At 61.6% G+C, this 18,030-nt stretch carries 16 protein-coding genes; 6 read left to right on the plus strand and 10 right to left on the minus strand.

What is annotated here, in order from left to right; genetic code table 11:
• Positions 1 to 1,677: 1,677 nt before the first annotated feature.
• The 3 genes from I8746_RS06575 to I8746_RS06585 all read right to left on the minus strand — a co-directional run bounded on the left by I8746_RS06575 (position 1,678) and on the right by I8746_RS06585 (position 4,168).
• A complete protein-coding gene (locus I8746_RS06575; protein WP_012052273.1) occupies positions 1,678 to 2,106 on the minus strand; it encodes a DUF6691 family protein in 429 nt (142 codons plus the stop codon).
• 1 nt (position 2,107) lies between these two features.
• The gene (locus tag I8746_RS06580; RefSeq protein ID WP_017148341.1) at positions 2,108 to 2,545 is read right to left on the minus strand and encodes a YeeE/YedE family protein; all 438 of its coding nucleotides are present in this window, start codon (positions 2,543 to 2,545) and stop codon (positions 2,108 to 2,110) included.
• 429 nt (positions 2,546 to 2,974) lie between these two features.
• A complete protein-coding gene (locus tag I8746_RS06585; protein WP_221100353.1) occupies positions 2,975 to 4,168 on the minus strand; it encodes a sodium:proton antiporter in 1,194 nt (397 codons plus the stop codon).
• Between the two features lie 315 nt (positions 4,169 to 4,483).
• On the opposite strand from I8746_RS06585, the gene I8746_RS06590 reads away from it, so the two are divergent.
• Entirely contained in the window at positions 4,484 to 5,056 is a 573-nt protein-coding gene (locus tag I8746_RS06590) for a bifunctional pyr operon transcriptional regulator/uracil phosphoribosyltransferase (protein ID WP_012052276.1), read from the plus strand.
• A gap of 1 nt (position 5,057) precedes the next feature.
• On the opposite strand, the gene I8746_RS06595 is transcribed toward I8746_RS06590, so the two are convergent.
• Positions 5,058 to 5,936, minus strand: a complete 879-nt coding sequence (locus I8746_RS06595; protein ID WP_012052277.1) for a universal stress protein — start codon at positions 5,934 to 5,936, stop codon at positions 5,058 to 5,060.
• A gap of 78 nt (positions 5,937 to 6,014) precedes the next feature.
• Between I8746_RS06595 and I8746_RS06600 the strand changes: the two genes are divergently transcribed.
• Entirely contained in the window at positions 6,015 to 6,140 is a 126-nt protein-coding gene (locus I8746_RS06600) for a hypothetical protein (protein WP_014756736.1), read from the plus strand.
• A 14-nt stretch (positions 6,141 to 6,154) separates the two neighbouring features.
• Here I8746_RS06600 and I8746_RS06605 read toward each other — a convergent pair whose 3' ends face one another.
• The 3 genes from I8746_RS06605 to I8746_RS06615 form a co-directional block, all read right to left on the minus strand.
• Entirely contained in the window at positions 6,155 to 7,045 is an 891-nt protein-coding gene (locus tag I8746_RS06605) for a universal stress protein (RefSeq protein ID WP_221100354.1), read from the minus strand.
• Between the two features lie 161 nt (positions 7,046 to 7,206).
• Positions 7,207 to 9,489, minus strand: coding sequence for a heavy metal translocating P-type ATPase (locus tag I8746_RS06610; RefSeq protein ID WP_221100355.1), 2,283 nt, complete (start codon positions 9,487 to 9,489; stop codon positions 7,207 to 7,209).
• A gap of 6 nt (positions 9,490 to 9,495) precedes the next feature.
• A complete protein-coding gene (locus I8746_RS06615) occupies positions 9,496 to 9,750 on the minus strand; it encodes an outer membrane lipoprotein OprI (RefSeq protein ID WP_221100405.1) in 255 nt (84 codons plus the stop codon).
• A 190-nt stretch (positions 9,751 to 9,940) separates the two neighbouring features.
• Between I8746_RS06615 and I8746_RS06620 the strand changes: the two genes are divergently transcribed.
• Genes I8746_RS06620 through I8746_RS06630 form a run of 3 tightly spaced genes read left to right on the plus strand, consistent with a single transcriptional unit; the run spans position 9,941 to position 12,910 of the window.
• On the plus strand, positions 9,941 to 10,588 hold the full coding sequence (locus I8746_RS06620) for a BON domain-containing protein (RefSeq protein ID WP_221100356.1): 648 nt from the start codon (positions 9,941 to 9,943) through the stop codon (positions 10,586 to 10,588).
• A 26-nt stretch (positions 10,589 to 10,614) separates the two neighbouring features.
• A complete protein-coding gene (ftsH, locus tag I8746_RS06625; RefSeq protein ID WP_221100357.1) occupies positions 10,615 to 12,456 on the plus strand; it encodes an ATP-dependent zinc metalloprotease FtsH in 1,842 nt (613 codons plus the stop codon).
• A gap of 28 nt (positions 12,457 to 12,484) precedes the next feature.
• The gene (locus tag I8746_RS06630; RefSeq protein WP_088513168.1) at positions 12,485 to 12,910 is read left to right on the plus strand and encodes a potassium channel family protein; all 426 of its coding nucleotides are present in this window, start codon (positions 12,485 to 12,487) and stop codon (positions 12,908 to 12,910) included.
• A 7-nt stretch (positions 12,911 to 12,917) separates the two neighbouring features.
• On the opposite strand, the gene I8746_RS06635 is transcribed toward I8746_RS06630, so the two are convergent.
• Both I8746_RS06635 and I8746_RS06645 read right to left on the minus strand, forming a co-directional pair.
• On the minus strand, positions 12,918 to 15,293 hold the full coding sequence (locus I8746_RS06635; protein WP_221100358.1) for a phosphoketolase: 2,376 nt from the start codon (positions 15,291 to 15,293) through the stop codon (positions 12,918 to 12,920).
• 329 nt (positions 15,294 to 15,622) lie between these two features.
• A complete protein-coding gene (locus I8746_RS06645) occupies positions 15,623 to 16,183 on the minus strand; it encodes an Hsp20/alpha crystallin family protein (protein ID WP_012052284.1) in 561 nt (186 codons plus the stop codon).
• 190 nt (positions 16,184 to 16,373) lie between these two features.
• Between I8746_RS06645 and I8746_RS06650 the strand changes: the two genes are divergently transcribed.
• On the plus strand, positions 16,374 to 17,108 hold the full coding sequence (locus I8746_RS06650; protein ID WP_221100359.1) for a hypothetical protein: 735 nt from the start codon (positions 16,374 to 16,376) through the stop codon (positions 17,106 to 17,108).
• On the opposite strand, the gene fnrB is transcribed toward I8746_RS06650, so the two are convergent.
• On the minus strand, positions 17,077 to 17,808 hold the full coding sequence (gene fnrB / locus I8746_RS06655) for a Crp/Fnr family transcriptional regulator FnrB (protein ID WP_121783483.1): 732 nt from the start codon (positions 17,806 to 17,808) through the stop codon (positions 17,077 to 17,079). The genes I8746_RS06650 and fnrB overlap by 32 nt on opposite strands.
• Positions 17,809 to 18,030: the final 222 nt, after the last annotated feature.

The following is an 18,030-nucleotide window of genomic DNA, read 5'->3' on the forward strand; positions in this document are numbered from 1 at the left end:
CATCTTTTGACAAAGTCCGGTAGGGTATAAAAGTTCTTTAATCTACCCGTTTATAGCCTCCAAAGGCTTAAATGAATAAGAGATACCGGCGTCTCTGGTACTTTGGTGATTCATAGGGTCAGACTTGCTTCCAGTGGTTACCCTGAGGACGAATATACTTCTCTGCCTGAGAAGTAACTTTGACCAGCTCGCAGTGTTTTATGTTGGTTTGTTTTTGATAAGTGGCTGATAGGGTTGGAAATTTGGTGGGGTGGGGATAGGGGCAGTGTTTCTTCGGTGTACTCATGACAGCTCAGGCGCCTTTCCAGCTGTGACAGTACACGGAAGCCTCTTACCCTAATCTCGAAAGTAAATCGACCTAGGCCGATTTTTTGCCTCCTTCCAATCCATCTTGCTGCTCGGATCGCTCTCACAGCCGCAGACCCATTCAACGCTTCTGTCCCCCGATGCCATGGATACAAGGCGCTTCCTGGCGCGACGAGCCTCGTCATTAAGGTGTCGATTTACGTCTATGTGTTACTGCAGCCACGTAAACTGCGTTAAGCAACCGTGCCAGCGCCTTTGCTATTTCTGAAGACTTGCGAAGGCCGCGTATGCTTACTCATCGATGAAAACACAAGCATCGGCGCGAACTCCTTTTTCTGACCAGAGGTCGAACCTGTGAAATCAGAAGAAACTTTAAGCGCGATGGCCTCGAGTGACTGCGGTTGCGCTGTCAATCCTGTACGGTTCCGAACACGCAATATCGGAGAGATCTGTTTCAGGTAGCTCATCATTATCCAAGTGAAAATAAAGCATGAGATATTTGTAGAACCGGGTTTGTCCAATCGCATTTGGCTCTGATTTGCACAGACGCCACGACCTTTCAGTAGCCTAATGCCCAGATCAATCCCAATAGATGCTCTCGCCTAACCTTGGCAACCTCTCAACCTAGAGCGGTTTACTCACTCAATAAACGATAAAATCGGTCGAAATAATCGCCCTGTACAGCTCTGTCTCAGTCAGTACACCCGTTTAATTTGCCTGGCGCGCGGGTGCACGCCAGCCATTCTGTATCCTCAAAGCCCAACTCCAGGCTACCTGAGCGCTTCAGTTTGCCACGAAGCTGTCCGATATCAGCGTGCGCCCGCAGCCCGACAACCCAGAGAACCTGAGATAAAGCCAGTCGGTTGCATTGTCGAGCAATAAATACCAAACTACCCTTCTTTTATGTAAGCGCGCGACCCAACTCGACTAAATGAATATTTAGTTGAGTTATACGCATAGCCTGTCTGGAAAGTGCCCTTCACGCTTCCCTCAATATCCGATAACTCTCAGGCCGGGATATTGTGTATTCCTCAGCGCCGCTCTTTATTCAGGTTGTCCCATTTCATCGTGACCACCCTGTCTTCGAAAGTTCCGGTGCTTCCTGATGCTGAATTTCCAGCAGCTGACCGAAAAACAGCCGACGGTGCGAGCCTACCTGGCCTCCTTCCCCGCCCCCTGAGCGCGGCCGAGGGTTACAGACGACTATGCAACTGGCCCCGCCCTCACCCGCCTTCAATGGGCGACTTTCGTCGAGATGGCAATGGTAACTGGTGGTTCCATGTCGCCGGTAAGGGCAACGGGGTTGTCTCCTCTGCCCTCACCCAATGAAACCCACCCGCTGTTGTCTACGCGGCACGGCCGCAGCTTGCTTTACGCCTGGCGGCGTTTACTAAGCACTTCCAGCCCATTGAACAGCGCCATGCCGGCCAGCATCGCTGCCACAAACAGCCAGCCTTGCCAAAACCCCCCGGCCAGCAGCACCAGGGCCGGCCCTGGGCACACCCCGGCTAGCCCCCAGCCAATGCCGAAGATCAGGCTGCCACCCACTAGCCGTCGGTCAATGTCGCGTCGGGCAGGCAACTGCATCGCGCCGCCGAGCAAGGACACAGCGTGCCGACGCGCCCACGCCATCGGCAGCAGTGCAACACCGATCGCGCCCGCCATGACGAGTGCCAGTGACGGGTCCCACTGCCCCGCGAGGTCGAGAAACCCCAGTACCTTGGTGGGGTTTGCCATGCCCGATAGCAACAACCCCATGCCGAACAGCAACCCCGCGATGAATGCGCTGATCCGGGTCATTTCATGCTCCTGGGTAAAGGTGGCGAACCACGAAGACGGTGGCAAAGCCGGCTGCCATGAAGCACAACGTGGCCACCGCCGAGCGAGGGGACAGGCGAGAAAGGCCACACACACCATGGCCACTGGTACAGCCACTGCCATAGCGGGTACCCACGCCCACCAGAAGCCCTGCGACCATGAGCAACCAGGGGGCCGTACTGAAATGTACCGTGGGCATCGCCGAGAACGCTCGCCACAAAAGTGGCGCCGCGATGATGCCCAGCAGAAACGACAGTTTCTCGCCACGCCCTTCTCCCGTGCGCTGCAATAGCGAGCCGAGCAAACCGCTGATACCGGCAATGCGCCCGTTCGCCACCACGAACAGCCCGGCGGCCAGGCCTATTAGTGCTCCGCCTGCCAGAGCCGACCACGGTGTGAAGGCAGCCATATCAACCACCATTTCAGTGCTCCCTATCCAACTGCAGAAATGAACCGGTTCCATCTTAACGCTGAGCCTGCACCGCTGGAATCCACCCCATCGCGACGGCCCTTCGGGCCCATGGCCAGCCACCGATAGCGTCAGAGGGATGCTGCTGGTAACAGCCTGTGCGACGGGTATATGCATTGGGTTCCAGGCCTCTTGAAAGCGCGTGGGGCTGACCCAGTACCAACCGATCAGGCTCAGACCGGCAACGGGTTCAATCACGCCCCATACACTGATGGCTCCCAGCCAGCCGATAATGTAGGAGCCGCCAAGATTGGCCAATGTGGTAAACAAGATCAGTATGACCGCCCCTGCCAGCCACCAAGCCCATTTTCTTTGCTGGATGACTTCTGCGCTTCTGCGCGTACATGCCTTGATGAAACCGGTCGGTCCCCTGTCACACCCTCATTCTCGTGCGCTGCGCCCCAGCCGCCGCGCCCCCGGCAATGCACTCATGCCGTGCAATACCACGCTGAGCAGAACGCAAGCGATGGTGCACGCGATGATCGTGCCAGCCTCTTGCAACGGCGCATCCAGTATCAGTATCGCGAACACGATGGACGCGAGCCCACGGGGGCCGAACCAGCCGATGAACAAGCGGCTCTCGGCGCTGAGTGTGCTCCCCGCCAGGCTGAGCCAGACAGGCAGCATTCGCACCAGCGACAGGCTCGAAAGTGCGTAGAACCAGACGGAGGGTGCCATGATCTGCGAAGCCTTGGGCGCCACATAGGCGCCAAACACCACCCAGGTCAGCAGCGACAGCGCTTCACCGCACGACTCGCCGGTGACGATCAACGGCTGGGTTTCCCGTTTGAACAGGTAACCTGTCAGCAGCCCTGCGCAGAACGCGGCGATGAAACCGCTGCCCCCCAGTGCCTGAGCGCTGGCGAAGCTCAGTAATGCCAGCGCGGGCATCACCAGTTGCTGCCAGGCCTCGATCTGCAGGCAATGGCGTTGCGACAGACGTAACAACCCGCCTACCAACAGCGCAAGCGCCGCCCCCGTGAGAACACCGATACCCAACTCCTCCAGGAAGAAGTAGCCCGCCAAGGCAAAAGGCATCGTCGAGTGAGCCTCCGTCAACAATGCCAACAGCAAGAGTAGTACCGGCACGCAAATGCCGTCATTCAAGCCGCTTTCGACATTCAGGCTCTCGCGCACATCGGCCGGAACGTCGGGGTTGCTCACGACGGCCTTGCCGAGGGCGGCGTCGGTCGGGGCCAGTATGGTCGACAACAGCGCCATCTCCAGCCAGGGCATCCGTGGGAACATCAGCCAGGCGGCAAGCCAGCCCGCAATCAGTGTCAGCGGCAGGCCCAGGGTCAGCAAGCGCAAGGGCAGGCTACGGGATTGCCGCAATTGGGCCAGGTTGGCTTTGGCGGCATCATTGAACAGGACGATTGAGAGGGTAAGCTCGGCCAGCAAGCGAAGATCGTTGCGGTCCAGCGAAAGGTTCAACAACCCGAGCCCAGAGGGGCCTGCCACCAGGCCTGCCAGCAGAAACAACAGCGGCCCATTGACAGGTTTGGACTCAAGCGCACCGGCCAGGCTGGCGTACAGCACCAGCAAGGCGGCCAGAACAGCCAGGTTCTGATACATGGCCACGCCTCGGGATCAAAAGCGTATGTAGCAACGCTATCACTGCCCGCGCAACGCGACGATCTGAAAGGCGGCAGAAGTTATCTTAGGTCAACTATGCGGGTAATAAAGATCTCGCGTGCCGGCCATGGCCCATCAGTGTCATCAGCAGGATATGGGTGCCTGCGCCCGTCTGGTAGATGCAGTAATCCGCGATGCACTGAAACTCAGGTTCCTGGCCCGGACTCGGCTGGCTATCACTTGGCTTTTATCAAGCCCACCTCAAGGTGCCCGGGTAGGCTCCCGCCCAGTGATATCCAATAAAGGAGAAACACCATGAATCGCCCCGCTCCATCGAGGGTCCGCCTGTATGACGAAGACGATCTGGACAGCGTGCTGCGTTCGATGGCCCGCCAGGCCATGGCCTGTCTGCCTGCGTCCGAAGTGGCACTGGTAGGCATTCAGCGGCGTGGTGAGCCGCTGGCGCAGCGCTTGCAACTGCACCTGCAGGCACTCACCGGTGCTGCGCCCTTGCCGCTCTACCCGATCAAGGTCAAGCGTTATGCAGACGACCTGAGCCTCCTGCATGCCCATACTCAACTCACCGAAAACCCTGAACTCGCCAAGCTCGACCTTGCCGCAACCACCTTGCTGGTGGTCGATGACGTGCTCTACGAAGGGCACTCTCTGCTACGCACCTGCGCCTACCTCGCCGAACTGGGTGCGCGCCACATCATCAGCGCGGTGCTCGTCGACCGCCACGTCTGCCACCAACCGGTGCATGCCGATATCGTCGGCATTCATCTGCAGGTCGCGGCGCAGGATATCGTCGAATGCCATGTGCCCCCCTACGAAGGTCAATTCTGCGTGGAGGTGGTGCGCCATGGCCGAACAGGCGATACCGCCTGATTCAACTGCCAGGTGCAGGCCTGATCGTCAGGATGCTGCACGGCGCATGGCTGACAAGCCGCTCGGTAGTATCGCCGATCAGCTTGGCCCAACGCCTGGCCTGCACGGCGCCGACCACCACCACATCGGCTCCCAGCGCAGCGATATGGGACTTGATGACACGCAACGGCGCACCTTCGCTGAAGAATCGATGGTTGTGGGCGATGCCGTGGGCATCGGCCAACGCATCGAACGGCAACTGCAGCGATTCCCGCACCTCATCCGCCCAAGGGCCGGCGAGGTCAGGATTTGCCAGCATGGCGATTGGCAGGTCGTAAGCCGAAAGCAGGTTCAGCGGGCCCTGGCATTGTGTTGCCAGTTGCTGACCGGCCATCACCAGTGCGTCATTGAGCGGCGAGGCGTGGGATACATCCACCGCGACCAGCACGCTAGCTGGCATGGCTGGGGCATTCGCCGGTACGAACATCAACGGCACCTCGCTCCCATGCAACAGTACCTGGTCAAGTGAAGTCCGGGCCCGCTGATCGATCAGGGAACAGCCCGAGCAGTCCTTGATCACCAGGTCAGGCGCATAGCGGGCAATGCAGGCCGGCACCAGGTCTCGGGGATCGGAGGTTTCCACGGCCTCGAAACCTGGGCGTGCCCCCCTTGCCGGCTGTTCATCGAGCAGCGCCTTGAGCGCTGTGCTGAAGTGCACGAATGAAACGCAAGGCAGCGGGGGTGTCGGCAACTCGTGGCGCAGGCGCAGTTCGCCGGGTTCATGAATACCCAGCACGTGCAGGGAAGCACCAGACGCCGCAGCCAGGGCCATGGCCCGGTCCAGCGCGGCATTGGCTTGAGCCTTGGTCATGATCAGCAAAATCCGGCGATACGGGCTCATCGGGCACCTCCCGGTGCGGCTGCAGGATAGCCTACGCCGCCGCAGCTTCAGCAGCGCGGGGCGCTGTTCCAAAACGGGATGTTCGAACGCATCCTGGTCGCCGACAGCATCAAGCCCTTTCGCCTGCCCGCCCCTTGCCAGGCCCGGCTGGACATCGTCGCCACCAGCGCCCTGGTCGCCGAGCGCCTCCCGCCCATGGCGTAGTCATCCGCACGTTCCTACACCACCAGGATGTTGCAAGGTACCTGGTACAGCACATGTTCGGTGGTACTGCCGAACAGACGGTCCAGTCCCCGTGCGATGGGCCGCCCCAGGACCAGTACCTCCACCGGCTGTGATTCGACGTATGCGCTGAGCACCGCGACCGGGCGTCCGAGCACGAAATGGCAACGTTGCGGTGGTGCGCCGAAGCGTTCGGCCAGGTTCCTGAAATCATCCTCCAGCGCTTGGCGCAAGGGCTCGGCAATGTCACCGATGGCCCAGGCGGCATACCCCATATCGCCCATGTAGGCCATCGACAGATCGCAGGCGTGCAGCAGGTCCAGTTGCGCCCCTGTCTGCAAGGCCAAAGCACCGGCCTGCCGGACGATGCTGTCATTTCGGGCTTGCCCCTCTGGCGAGGTGTCGGCCACGTCCACCGCCGCCACGATCTGGCGCGGCAACGCCGGCTGGCTGGCACCGAGCAAGTAGACCGGGACCGGGCAGTGGCGCAACAGTTGCCAGTCAAGCGGCGTGAAGAAGGCGCGCTTGAGCGCAGGCTCATGCTCGACCTGCTTGAGCAGCAGGTCCGGTTGCATCTCCAGCACGTGCTGCAGAATGTCATCCTGCAGGTCGTTACTCCAGGCCACCTCGGTCGTCACCTGCACGCCGGAGGCACGCAGTGCGTTTGCCTGGGCTTCCAGCTGTTCATGCTGAGCAAGCCGATAAGCCTCCCGCTCCGCTTGATGCTTACCGGACTCCAGCAGCCAGAGTTTGTCCAATGACTCGAGCAAGGCGACGATGTGCAGGCTGGCCGATGCCGATCTGGCCAGTGCAACAGCCTGCTCCAGGGCGACCGCCTGGTGCAGCATTGGACGCATGATCAGCAACAGCCGTTGATAGTGACTCATGATGGCCTCCAACGGTGGGCCGGCCTGATCACTCAGGTCGCTCGGGTTGCATCGAGACGGGGCTTTTCGGCCGGCAGTGATTGACCGCTGCTGCCAGCATCCGGTCAACGCCGCCCTTGGCGCTTGATTTTTATCAAGCGTGCAAATGCCTGCAGCGGTGTTCAATGTTGGTCAAGGTAACGGTACAAGGCCTCCTCCTGGTCGAAATGCAGTTTTGCCAAGGTATCCAGGCGTATGAGCTGGTGCTGGATTTCGTCGGCGCTCGGGTTGGCGGCGGCCTGGGCGAAATCCTCGTTCATGCGCGTCAGCAAATGGATCAGCCTGAACATTTCCCGGTGTGTATGGCTGAGCGGCGAGAGCGGATCCTCGCCTCCCATGTAGCGGCTCAACAGGGGGTACAGCTGCTGCTCGTCGTCCCGCTCATGGCGCTCCAGCGAGCCATGCAGGGCGGCGACCAGGCGCCCGAGGTCGGCCCGCGCCTGCTCCGCAGGGCGGCTGGCAAAGTCCCGCGCCATCTGGCTCAGGTCGGTCAACACCCCGTCCAGTTGTCGATGCTCGTCCTGCATGCGTTGCAGGCTCTCGGTCGGCAACCCGTTGTGGCCATCGCCCGCAACCGGGCCGAGGGCGCGAAGGGCGTTGAGGATGATCAACAGGTCGATGCCTTCCTGCAGTACCGCCCCCATCACCGCAGGCAGGTAGCCGGCCGCAGCGAACAGCATGGCCAGCAGCGAGAGGCTCATGCCCACCCACACGCCTTGCCGGGCGATGTGCACGGTGTGCCGGGCGATGTCGAGCGCTTCGATCAGACGATCCAGCCTGTCGACCAGCAAGACCACGCCGGCTGACTGTGCCGAAGCAGTCACGCCGGACGCGCCCATGGCAACCCCGACATCGGCGGCAGCCAGTGCTGGCGCATCATTGATACCATCCCCGACCATCAGCGTGGGACCTTTTCGGCAACCTTCCTGCACCAGGCGGACCTTGTCCTGCGGTGAGAGGCCAGAGTGAAGCGCATCGATACCCGCTGTCAGCGCGATCATTTGCGCTGTCTGGGGGCGGTCGCCAGTCAGCATGACAATCTGGTCGATGCCGCGGGCTCGAAGCCGGCGCAGGGTCTGGGGTGTTTCCCGACGCACATCGTCGGCCAGCCGCAGCATCGCTTTCAATTCACCGTCTACGGCTACGAAACTGCCACTGCTGGCCAGATAGTCCAGCTGCTGCAAGCACACCTGTGCCCAAGGGCCCGCATCCCTGCCCTGCTGCACGTAAGCCAGCAGCCCCAAGCGCACGGCTTTGCCTTGTACCTGGCCGGCCAACCCTTGGCCTGGCGCCTCCTGCACCTGTTGCGGCGCCGCCAGGCTCAGGCCCCGCGCGAGGGCCGCATCGACAATAGCCCGAGCGATCGGGTGGGTGGATGCCTGGGCCAATGACGCGGCCCACTGCAAGATCTGCAGCGGCGCGCCCTCCCCGTTAAGCTCGATCGATTGCAGCCGAGCATGGCCGCTGGTCAAGGTACCGGTCTTGTCGAGAAAAACCTGGCGGATCCCGGCGAGCGCCTCCAGTACCGCGCCATCGCGCACCAGAATGCTACGCCGCGCCGCTCGCGAGATGCCCGACAGCACGGCAATCGGCACCGCTAATATCAGGGGGCAAGGTGTGGCGACCACCAGCACCGCCAGCACGCGTTGCGGGTCGCCACTGGCCCACCAGGCGAGCGCGGCGATCAGCAACGTCAGCGGGATGAACGCCAGCGCGTAGCGGTCAGCCAGGCGCACGAAGGGCGCCCGTGACTGGCGTGCCGCCTCGGCCAGCCGCACGATGCCGGCATAGGTGCTTTGTGCCGCAGTCTGCGTGGCCACCAGCACCATCGGCGCGCCGGCGTTGCACACCCCGCTGGCCACCGGCTCGCCGCAATGACGAGTGACGGGTAACGACTCCCCGGTCAGCGCCGCCTCGTCCAGGGTGGCCTGGGGACTCTGCAGGCGCCCGTCCACGGGTACGATTTCACCCAGGCGCACCAGCACGGCCTGCCCTGGCCTGACCTGATCCACCGCAACTTCGCGCAGCCCGTCTTGCTCCTGGATCCAGGCACGTTGCGGCGCTCGGTCGATCAGCGCCCGCAATTCGCGCTCGGCATGACGCACGCTGAACGCTTCAAGTGCTCGGCCGGTGGCCAGCATCAGCGCGACCACCGCAGCCACCAGCATGTTCTCCAGGGCCAGGGCGGCGGTGATCGACAGCAAGGCAATCAGGTCGATACCCGCCTCTCCCCGGGCTAGGCGCCTGAACATTTCCACCGCCAGGACCCCGGCCATGACCAAGCCACCAGTTGCCCAGACCAGCCCGGCCCAAGCAGGCCGCTGCGCCGCATAGGCCACGCCGCCAGTCAGCAGGGCCAGGGTGCAGACCACCAGCAGTGCGGGGTCGAGCCATCGACGTGGCATGGCGGGCTACTTGCGTCTGGCCTGCTGGCGCAGTTGCCGCACCTCGTCCTGAGCCTGGGTTGCCCGCCTTAGGGCCTCGTTGGCGGTCTGCTCGACCAGATCGATGCGGTAACACACTTGATCGGCGCGCAACCTTGCGGTGGCGGCGTTGTTCTCCGCTGATTCCAGGCGCGCATCGTATTCCTCGGCGCGCCACGCCGTGCAGCCGGACACGGTAACCAGCAACAGGCTTGCCCATCCGCAAAGCACATAACGTCGCATGTCGGTACCCTCGTGCATGGCCAGGACACGCTAAGTATCGATGGCGGCGTGCGCCGCACGCCTGACATTTGTCAACCGCGAGCGGCCTGTTCACCCGGTTTGACCTTTATCAATCGCGCTGGTGGGCACAAGGGTAGAAACAAAGACTCAGGGCACCGCCCCCCTACCCTATCTGCTACCGGAGCCGATCATGAACGACCTTGACCTACGAGACCTTGTGCTCGAAGAGCTGGAATTCAAACCCGATATCAATGCAGCCAGCATCGGTGTGACGGTGCAGAACGGCGTGGTGACCCTCTCCGGGCACGTCAACAGCTACGCCCAGAAAGTCAGTGCCGAGCGCACGGTCAAGGCCATGAAAGGCGTGCGCGGCCTGGCTGAGGAGATAGAGGTACGCCTGAACAAGCTCGAAGGTACCGCTGACGACACGATTGCCAGCCGTGCCCTGAGCATCATCGCCTGGAGCTCTGACGCCAACGTGGAGGGCATCCAGGTCACCGTGCAAAAAGGGACGGTGACCCTGGAAGGCCAGCTCGATTGGCAATACCAGAAGGAAGTGATCGAACAGGCAATCTGGCGCTTGTCGGGTGTGGTTGGCGTACACAACCGCATCACCCTCAAAGCCCGGGCCGACGTGGTCGATATCAAGCGCCACATCGAGGACGCACTCAAGCGCAGCGCCGAAATCGAGGCCGAAGGCATCCGCGTCACGGTCGACGGTGGTGTGGTCAAGCTGGAAGGCAAGGTACACTTGCTGCGCGAGCGAGAAGTGGTCGAGCGTGCGGCCTGGTCGGTGCCGGGCGTCAGTAAGGTCGAAGATTATCTGTTGATCGCCTAGCGCCGCCGCGCCGAGGACCGATGGCCATGAACAAGGATAAGCCCTGGACGCTCTACCTCCTGGCAGTTGGCCTGGCAGTGCTCGCTGCCGTGCAGTTCGGCCTGTTCAGCCAGCCGGCCGTGCAAGCCATTCCTTACAGCCAGTTCCTGCAACTACTCGATCAGCAGAAGGTCAGCGACCTGCATATCGAGCACGAGCGGATCCTCGGCAGGCTGCAGGAGCCGATCGATGGCCACTCGGTATTCTCCACCGTTCGCGTCGACCCGGCTCTGAGCGAGCAACTGGGACGCTCTGGAGTCGCGTTCTCTGGCGTCGTCGAGGACAACACGGTAGCGACCGTGATGGGCGCGTTGATGCCGCTGTTGATGATGCTGGCGCTGTGGTACTTCCTGTTTCATGGCCTGGGGCAGAAACAGGGGTTGGGCGGGTTGATGGGGGTGGGCAAGTCGCGTGCGCGGGTCTATGTCGAACACGACACCCAGGTGACTTTCGCCGACGTGGCCGGTATCGACGACGTCAAGGGCGAGCTGACCGAGATCGTGTCCTTCCTGAAAAACAAGGCGTGGTATGCGCGCCTTGGCGCCCATGTGCCCAAGGGCACGCTGCTGGTAGGCCCACCCGGCACCGGCAAGACCCTGGTCGCCAAGGCCATCGCCGGGGAAGCAGCGGTGCCATTTTTCTCGATTTCCGGCTCGGAGTTCGTGGAGATGTTCGTGGGCGTGGGTGCCGCCCGGGTGCGTGACCTGTTCGACCAGGCCCGCCAAGCGGCGCCTTGCATCATCTTCATCGATGAGCTGGATGCCCTGGGCAAGATGCGCGGCGTCGGCAGCTTTGGCGGCAATGACGAGAAAGAGCAAACCCTCAATCAGTTGCTCGCCGAGCTCGACGGCTTCGACCCACGGGAAGGCGTGGTGCTGTTGGCAGCGACCAATCGCCCGGAAGTGCTGGACCCGGCGCTGCTGCGTGCCGGGCGCTTCGACCGGCAGATTCTCATCGACCGGCCCGACCGCAAGGGCCGCCTGGCGATCCTGAAAGTCCACCTGCACAAGATCATCTACAAGAACGACCTGGACTGCGAGCGGATTGCCGAGATCACCCCGGGCCTGACGGGCGCCGACCTGGCCAACCTGGTCAACGAGGCTGCCATCGTTGCCACCCGGCGATCCAGCCAGTGGGTCGAGTTGCAGGACTTCACCGCTGCGGTCGAGCGACTGGTGGCGGGCATCGAGCGCAAAGGCAGCGTATTGCGCAGCGACGAGCGCCAGGTGGTGGCGTACCACGAAATGGGCCATGCCCTGGCCGCCAGTAGCCTGCCGGCGATGGACCCGGTGCACAAGGTGTCGATCATTCCCCGCGCCGCGGGTTCACTGGGCTACACCCTGCAACGGCCGACCGATGACCGCTACCTGATCAGCACGCAGATGCTGCGTGACCGCCTTGTCGTGCTGATGGCCGGGCGCGCCGCCGAGCACCTTGTGTTCGGCCAGGTCTCCACGGGGGCCGCCGACGACCTCGGGCGCGCCACCGATATCGCCCGCCAGCTGGTCACCCGCTTCGGCATGAGCCCGGTACTGGGCCAGGCGGTTCTTGAGCGCCAGCAAGCCGGCTATCTGGGTGACTCGCTGTTGCGTCAGGAGCGCAAGGACTACTCGGAGCAAACCGCGCGCGAAATCGACCTCGCTGTCCGCGGCTTGCTCGAAGAAGCCTATGGCCGCGCCCGGGCTTTGCTGGAGCAGCGCCGCGACGACCTGGATGCAGGCGCGCGTCTGTTGCTGGCCAAGGAGACCATCACCCCCGAAGAATTCCCGGCGTTGCAATCGCAAGCCAATGAGCCCGCCACCTATGTGCTGGTCGATGCCACGAAATGAACCGCCGATCCTGGCCAGGGTACCTGCGATGCTCTTTGTCACGCTGATCAATATGCTGGTGGTGATCCTGGTGGTGATCATTCATTACGAATGCCTGCTGCGCCTGAATGACTGGCTACCTCGGCTCAAGCTCTGGAGCCGCTTTCGCATCGTCGCAGGCGTGTTCGGCGCGCTGCTGGCCCATGCCCTGGAGGTGTGGTGTTTTGCCTTGGCCTATTACCTGATGGCCCATGCCCCAGGCTGGGGTACGCTCAGCGGCAATTTCGACGGCAGTTTCCTGGACTGCGTGTATTTTTCCTTCACCACCTACACCACCATAGGCTTCGGCGATATCGCCCCCACTGGCCACCTCAAGTACCTCACCGGCCTGCAGGCGCTGACGGGCCTGGTGCTGATCACCTGGACCGCCTCGTTCCTGTTCCTGGAAATGCAGAAGTACTGGAAGGCCAAGTAAGGCGGGTTCAGGCACGCGACGCTGATGTCCAGCGCCATTGCGCAACTTCAGGCATGTCTTCGCCATGTTCGATGAGGTAGAGCTTGTGCTTCTCCATCGTGGCCCAATAGCGGGCGCGGGCCTGTTCGAGCTGGGGCTGCAAACGTGGCACGCGCTCGAACACATCGAGCAGCAGCTGGTAGCGGTCCAGATTGTTGATGACTGCCATGTCGAACGGCGTGGTCGTTGCGCCCTCTTCGCGAAATCCCCGGACATGAAACCGTTGCGGATTGGCGCGTTTGTAGATGAGGCGGTGGATGAGCGCCGGATAGCCGTGGAAGGCAAAGATGACCGGTCGATCTTCGGTAAACAGCCCGTTGAAATCGCTGTCGGACAGCCCGTGAGGGTGCTGTTGCGACAGTTGCAGCGCCATGAGGTCAACGACATTCACCACCCTCACACGCACGTCTGGAGCCTGCTCTTGCAGCAGTGTAACCGCCGCCAGTACCTCCAGTGTCGGCACATCGCCCGCGCAGGCAAGCACCACCTCGGGCATCTCGTCATCATGGCAGGCCCAGCCCCAGCGCCCTATACCTGATTGGCAGTGCACGGCGGCCGCTTCGCAATCGAGCCATTGCCACTCCATCTGCTTACCGGCAACGATCACATTGATGTACCCACGGCTGCGCAGGCAATGCTCAGCCACCGACAACAGGCAGTTGGCGTCAGGTGGCAGATAGATCCGCGCAAGGTTGGCCTTCTTGTTTGCCAGCAGGTCGAGCAAGCCCGGGTCCTGGTGCGAGAAACCATTATGGTCCTGCCGCCAGACATGCGAAGTCAGGAGGATATTCAATGAGGCGATCGGCTTGCGCCAAGGCACCTCGGCAGCTGTCTTGAGCCATTTGGCATGTTGGTTGATCATCGAATCGACGATATGGATGAAAGCTTCGTAACAGGAAAACAGGCCATGGCGGCCCGTCAGCAGGTACCCCTCAAGCCAGCCCTCGCAGATGTGCTCACTGAGGATCTCCATGACCCGCCCCTGTGCCGAAAGGTGTCTATCATCGCTGGCCCGAGCATCCAGCCACACCTTGTCGGTCACCTCAAATACCGCATCCAGACGGTTGGACGCCGTTTCGTCAGGGCCGAACAGGCGGAAATTCTGCGACGCAATGCTGTTCTTCATGACATCGCGTACATAACCACCCAGCACTCTGGTCGCCTCGGCCCGCACCTGACCAGGGCCCGGCATCGGCACGCAGTAATCGGCGTAGTGCGGCAAATCCAGGGCCCGCAATAAGAGACCGCCGTTGGCATGGGGGTTCGCGCTCATGCGTCGCCGGCCAGTTGGGGTCAGCGCGGCCAGCTCAGGCAACAACGTACCCTGTGCGTCAAAAAGCTCATGGGGACGGTAACTTTCCAGCCATTGTTGCAGCTGCATCAGGTGCGGCGGTTTGCCAAGGTCCGCCAACGGCAACTGATGGGACCGCCAGGTGCCCTCTACGCGTTGCCCATCCACGTACCTGGGCCCCGTCCACCCTTTGGGGGTACGAAGAATCAGCACCGGCCACAAGGGCCTGTCGACCACCTGCGGGTCTTCGGCATGCCGCGCGAGGCGCTGGATCTGGCTGATCTTCTCGTAGATGACATCCAGCGTCCTGGCCAACACGCGATGGACCTCCATCGGCTCGTCACCCTCGACGAAATACGGATCATAGCCATAGCCATACATGAGGCTGGTCAGCTCCTCCTCGCTGATCATCGACAGCACGCTGGGGTTGGCGATCTTGTAACCGTTCAGATGCAAGATGGGCAGCACCGCGCCGTCGCGGGCGGGGTTGAGGAACTTGTTGCAGTGCCAGCTGGCAGCCAGTGGCCCGGTTTCGGCCTCACCATCACCAATGACGCACGCCACGATCAGTTGCGGATTGTCCAGGGCGGCACCATAGGCATGGGCCAGCGAATAGCCCAGTTCGCCCCCTTCGTGAATGGAGCCAGGCACATGGGGGCCGACATGGCTGCCAATGCCATAAGGCCAGGAAAACTGCCGAAAGAGCCGGGTCATTCCAAGTGCGTTGCGCTCGACCGATGGGTTGAGCTCGGTGTAGGTACCGTCGAGGTATGCCTGAGCGACCAGGGCAGGACCGCCGTGGCCAGGCCCCGTGACGAACAGCACATTGAGGCTGTACTGGCGAATCAACCGGTTCAGATGGGTATAGACGAGGTTGAGCCCCGGGGAAGTCCCCCAGTGGCCCAGCAGCCGAGGTTTGACATCGGCCAAGGTCAAGGGCCTGGTCAACAAGGCATTGCCCTGCAGATAGATCTGGCCAACGGTGAGGTAGTTCGCCGCCCGCCAATAGGCATCCAGGCTTTCGAGCTCTTCAGTACCGGGGAAATCACTCATGCCAGCCTCCTTTCATAATCGCGCACGGGGCGCTCAAAGGTCTTCGCCGCGAAGATCTTCCTCCCGCCGGCTCTGTTGACGGATCAGCAGTCACAGTTCGTACAGGTGGTCCGACAGCAGGCCCATCAGGTCGTCCGCCGTGGCGATTCCGACCAGCAGACCGAGATCATCGACGACCGGAATGCGTCGGACAGTGGCGCGCCGCGGCATAGATGGAGATACCGGGTAATGCGGTGACCACGTCCCGTTTGCAGTATTTGCCAATGGACATCATGGGCTACCTCCACAGGCGGAGCCTCCTTGCTCCTCGATGCAGTGAGGGTGGGTGATCATTTACCGCTCTTGATCGGAATCACCTTTTCCGGATGGATGGCTTCGGCACGTTTGGGCAGGTGCACCAGCAGCACGCCCTTGTTGAACTGGGCGTCGATTTTCTCGGCGTCGACTCCACGGGGCAGCTGGAAAACCCGTTCGAAGCTGCCGTAATGGCGCTCGGACAGGTGATATTCCTTGCGTTTTTCGTCCACTTCTTCCTTTTTCTCGCCCCGGATCAACAGGTTGCCATTGACGAGCTTGATCTCGATATCCTTGGCATCCACGCCAGGCAACTCGGCGCTGATGCGGTACTCCTCGGCCAGCTCGCTGATGTCCATGGCCGGCATGCCGTGGGTGAACAGGTCACGCCGCCAGAAAGGTTCGACATCGAACGGTGTGTGGCTGAACGGCATGCGCATCGGCCGCCGTCCAAAATCCTCGAACAGGCTGTCGATCTGATGGCGCAATTGCTGGAAGGGCCGCCACAGCTCCGAAGGTTCGACGCTGGGCGGCGAAGCTTTGGTTGGCTGGGGGGCGGCGGGGGTAACAGGCACTTTCTTGGCAACTTCTGACATGGCGACCTCCTCGAATGAGTAATGCCTCCCAGGGAGACGCTTCGATCATGCGCCGTGGGGCAGCAGCCCATTTGACCTTTATCAACAACGTGAAGTCCCTGCCGCCCGCTGGTTTGATCCTGATCAAAGTGCCGGATTGCCCACGGTCTAGGCTGATTACAGCAAGTCATCCTTACAGTGCGAGGCAGTCATGGACCGGGAGGGTGCCAGCGTTCGCTTGCTCCAGACATTGCCCGGCCTGGGCATCCAGCAATTCGTGCGCCTGGCCCTTTGCAGCCAGCCAGGCGGCGAGGCAATGGCTGGCCAGTACTGCGTGCTCAGTGGTCGTACCGAGTGCTGGCCGTGCAGTTACGTGACCCTACCTGGCAGGGCCGGGCAATTTATCGTCAGCACCCAGAGCGCGCAGCCCGTGGGCCGTGCGGGGGAGCTGCTCGACTATTCCGGGCCGCTTGGCAGCGCTTGGCCGTTGCCCCTGCAAAGCACAAGGTTGCTGGCCATCAGTCGCGCCGACGGCCTGCTGCCGTTGTTGGGTGCGCTGGATGAGATTCGCTGCTGGCTGCCCTGGTTACAATTGCAGCTGTCACATGACGGCATTGCGGCCGAACTGCTGCCAGACGATTGTCGAACCTGGCTGTCGGCACTGTCGCCATTGTCGCGTGACTACAGCAGTGGCTGGTGGCAGACCAGGCACTTGCTGACCACTTTCCGCCCGGACACGGTGTACTGTTGCGCGCCGCCACAGGTGGCGCGCCAAGTGGCACGGTTGTGCTGGCAAACTGGCGTAGCCGCGCAGCGTATCTGGATACGCACAGATCATGTGTCACGCCCGATCTGGGTGGGGCACTCCCCCGAAAGCTGGCCTGTGCAACGCTATGACCGGGTGCTTGCCGCGCTCAAGTGGGCTCCTCCAGGCGGGTCAGGTTGACCAGGCCTTGCATGTCGATGAGCCTGACCTCACGCCCGGCGCACAGCATGAAACCTGCATGGACGAAACGGCTGAACAGTCGGCTGACCGTTTCCTGCGTGAGGTCCAGGTAGTTGGCGATATCACCACGGGACATGGGCAGGTTGAACACATCAGCCTGCAAGCCTCGCGCCTGGTAACGCGCGGACATACCCAGCAGGAAGATCGCCAACCGCTGTTCGGCACGCCCATGGCAGCAGCGCAGGTGCTCGTCCTTGCCCTGGATCCCCAGGCTGAGCATGTGCAGCAACTGATAGCGCAGCCCTGAAATCTGGCCGGACAGGTCCACCAGTTGGTCCAGCCTGATGGCGCAGACCAGCGAGATTTCCAGGGCAACGGCAAAGCTTCGGTAATGACTGGCACCAATAGCGTCCAGCCCGAGCATTTCCCCCGGCAGGAGAAAGCCGGTCACCCGCTCGGTGCCCTCGGCATCGAGCAGAAAATTCTTGATCGCCCCGGAGCGCAAGGCATACACATGCTCCATGGGTTCATTGGCCTTGAACAGGTACTCACCCCGCTTCAGCGGCCGATTACGGCGGACAATTCGCTCCAGCTTGGCCACTTCGTCGGCACTGAGGCTGGCTGCCAGGCAAAGCCGGCTCAACGAGCACGCAAGGCACTTGACCTGGAGCTTTGCTCCCATTTCCGCAAGGCCTGACATGATGATGCCTCTGCTTTTTTGCAGGCGTGTATCTATTGAAGTTAGCGGTTCCACTAAACGTTAGCGGTCTGTCCGACCAAGGGTTGGACGCTACCCCCGGCTATACCCGCTTTTTTCTATCGGTTTGACAAGTCATGTGGGAAGCAATTGACAACTGTCAAGTCAGCGATGGGCCCGCTGCCGAAACTGAACTTCCTTGTTCATTCGACATAGAGGACATTG

This window comes from Pseudomonas sp. USTB-Z (genome assembly GCF_019691255.1).
Classification (GTDB): Bacteria; Pseudomonadota; Gammaproteobacteria; order Pseudomonadales; family Pseudomonadaceae; genus Aquipseudomonas; species Aquipseudomonas alloputida.

What these genes read in the sequence shown, in the direction of transcription:
- I8746_RS06575 (WP_012052273.1), bottom strand. Translation starts at nt 2,106, where the DNA reads ATGACCCGGATCAGCGCATTCATCGCGGGGTTGCTGTTCGGCATGGGG.
- I8746_RS06580 (WP_017148341.1), bottom strand. Translation starts at nt 2,545, where the DNA reads ATGGTGGTTGATATGGCTGCCTTCACACCGTGGTCGGCTCTGGCAGGC.
- I8746_RS06585 (WP_221100353.1), bottom strand. Translation starts at nt 4,168, where the DNA reads ATGTATCAGAACCTGGCTGTTCTGGCCGCCTTGCTGGTGCTGTACGCC.
- I8746_RS06590 (WP_012052276.1), top strand. Translation starts at nt 4,484, where the DNA reads ATGAATCGCCCCGCTCCATCGAGGGTCCGCCTGTATGACGAAGACGAT.
- I8746_RS06595 (WP_012052277.1), bottom strand. Translation starts at nt 5,936, where the DNA reads ATGAGCCCGTATCGCCGGATTTTGCTGATCATGACCAAGGCTCAAGCC.
- I8746_RS06600 (WP_014756736.1), top strand. Translation starts at nt 6,015, where the DNA reads ATGTTCGAACGCATCCTGGTCGCCGACAGCATCAAGCCCTTTCGCCTG.
- I8746_RS06605 (WP_221100354.1), bottom strand. Translation starts at nt 7,045, where the DNA reads ATGAGTCACTATCAACGGCTGTTGCTGATCATGCGTCCAATGCTGCAC.
- I8746_RS06610 (WP_221100355.1), bottom strand. Translation starts at nt 9,489, where the DNA reads ATGCCACGTCGATGGCTCGACCCCGCACTGCTGGTGGTCTGCACCCTG.
- I8746_RS06615 (WP_221100405.1), bottom strand. Translation starts at nt 9,750, where the DNA reads ATGCGACGTTATGTGCTTTGCGGATGGGCAAGCCTGTTGCTGGTTACC.
- I8746_RS06620 (WP_221100356.1), top strand. Translation starts at nt 9,941, where the DNA reads ATGAACGACCTTGACCTACGAGACCTTGTGCTCGAAGAGCTGGAATTC.
- ftsH (WP_221100357.1), top strand. Translation starts at nt 10,615, where the DNA reads ATGAACAAGGATAAGCCCTGGACGCTCTACCTCCTGGCAGTTGGCCTG.
- I8746_RS06630 (WP_088513168.1), top strand. Translation starts at nt 12,485, where the DNA reads ATGCTCTTTGTCACGCTGATCAATATGCTGGTGGTGATCCTGGTGGTG.
- I8746_RS06635 (WP_221100358.1), bottom strand. Translation starts at nt 15,293, where the DNA reads ATGAGTGATTTCCCCGGTACTGAAGAGCTCGAAAGCCTGGATGCCTAT.
- I8746_RS06645 (WP_012052284.1), bottom strand. Translation starts at nt 16,183, where the DNA reads ATGTCAGAAGTTGCCAAGAAAGTGCCTGTTACCCCCGCCGCCCCCCAG.
- I8746_RS06650 (WP_221100359.1), top strand. Translation starts at nt 16,374, where the DNA reads ATGGACCGGGAGGGTGCCAGCGTTCGCTTGCTCCAGACATTGCCCGGC.
- fnrB (WP_121783483.1), bottom strand. Translation starts at nt 17,808, where the DNA reads ATGTCAGGCCTTGCGGAAATGGGAGCAAAGCTCCAGGTCAAGTGCCTT.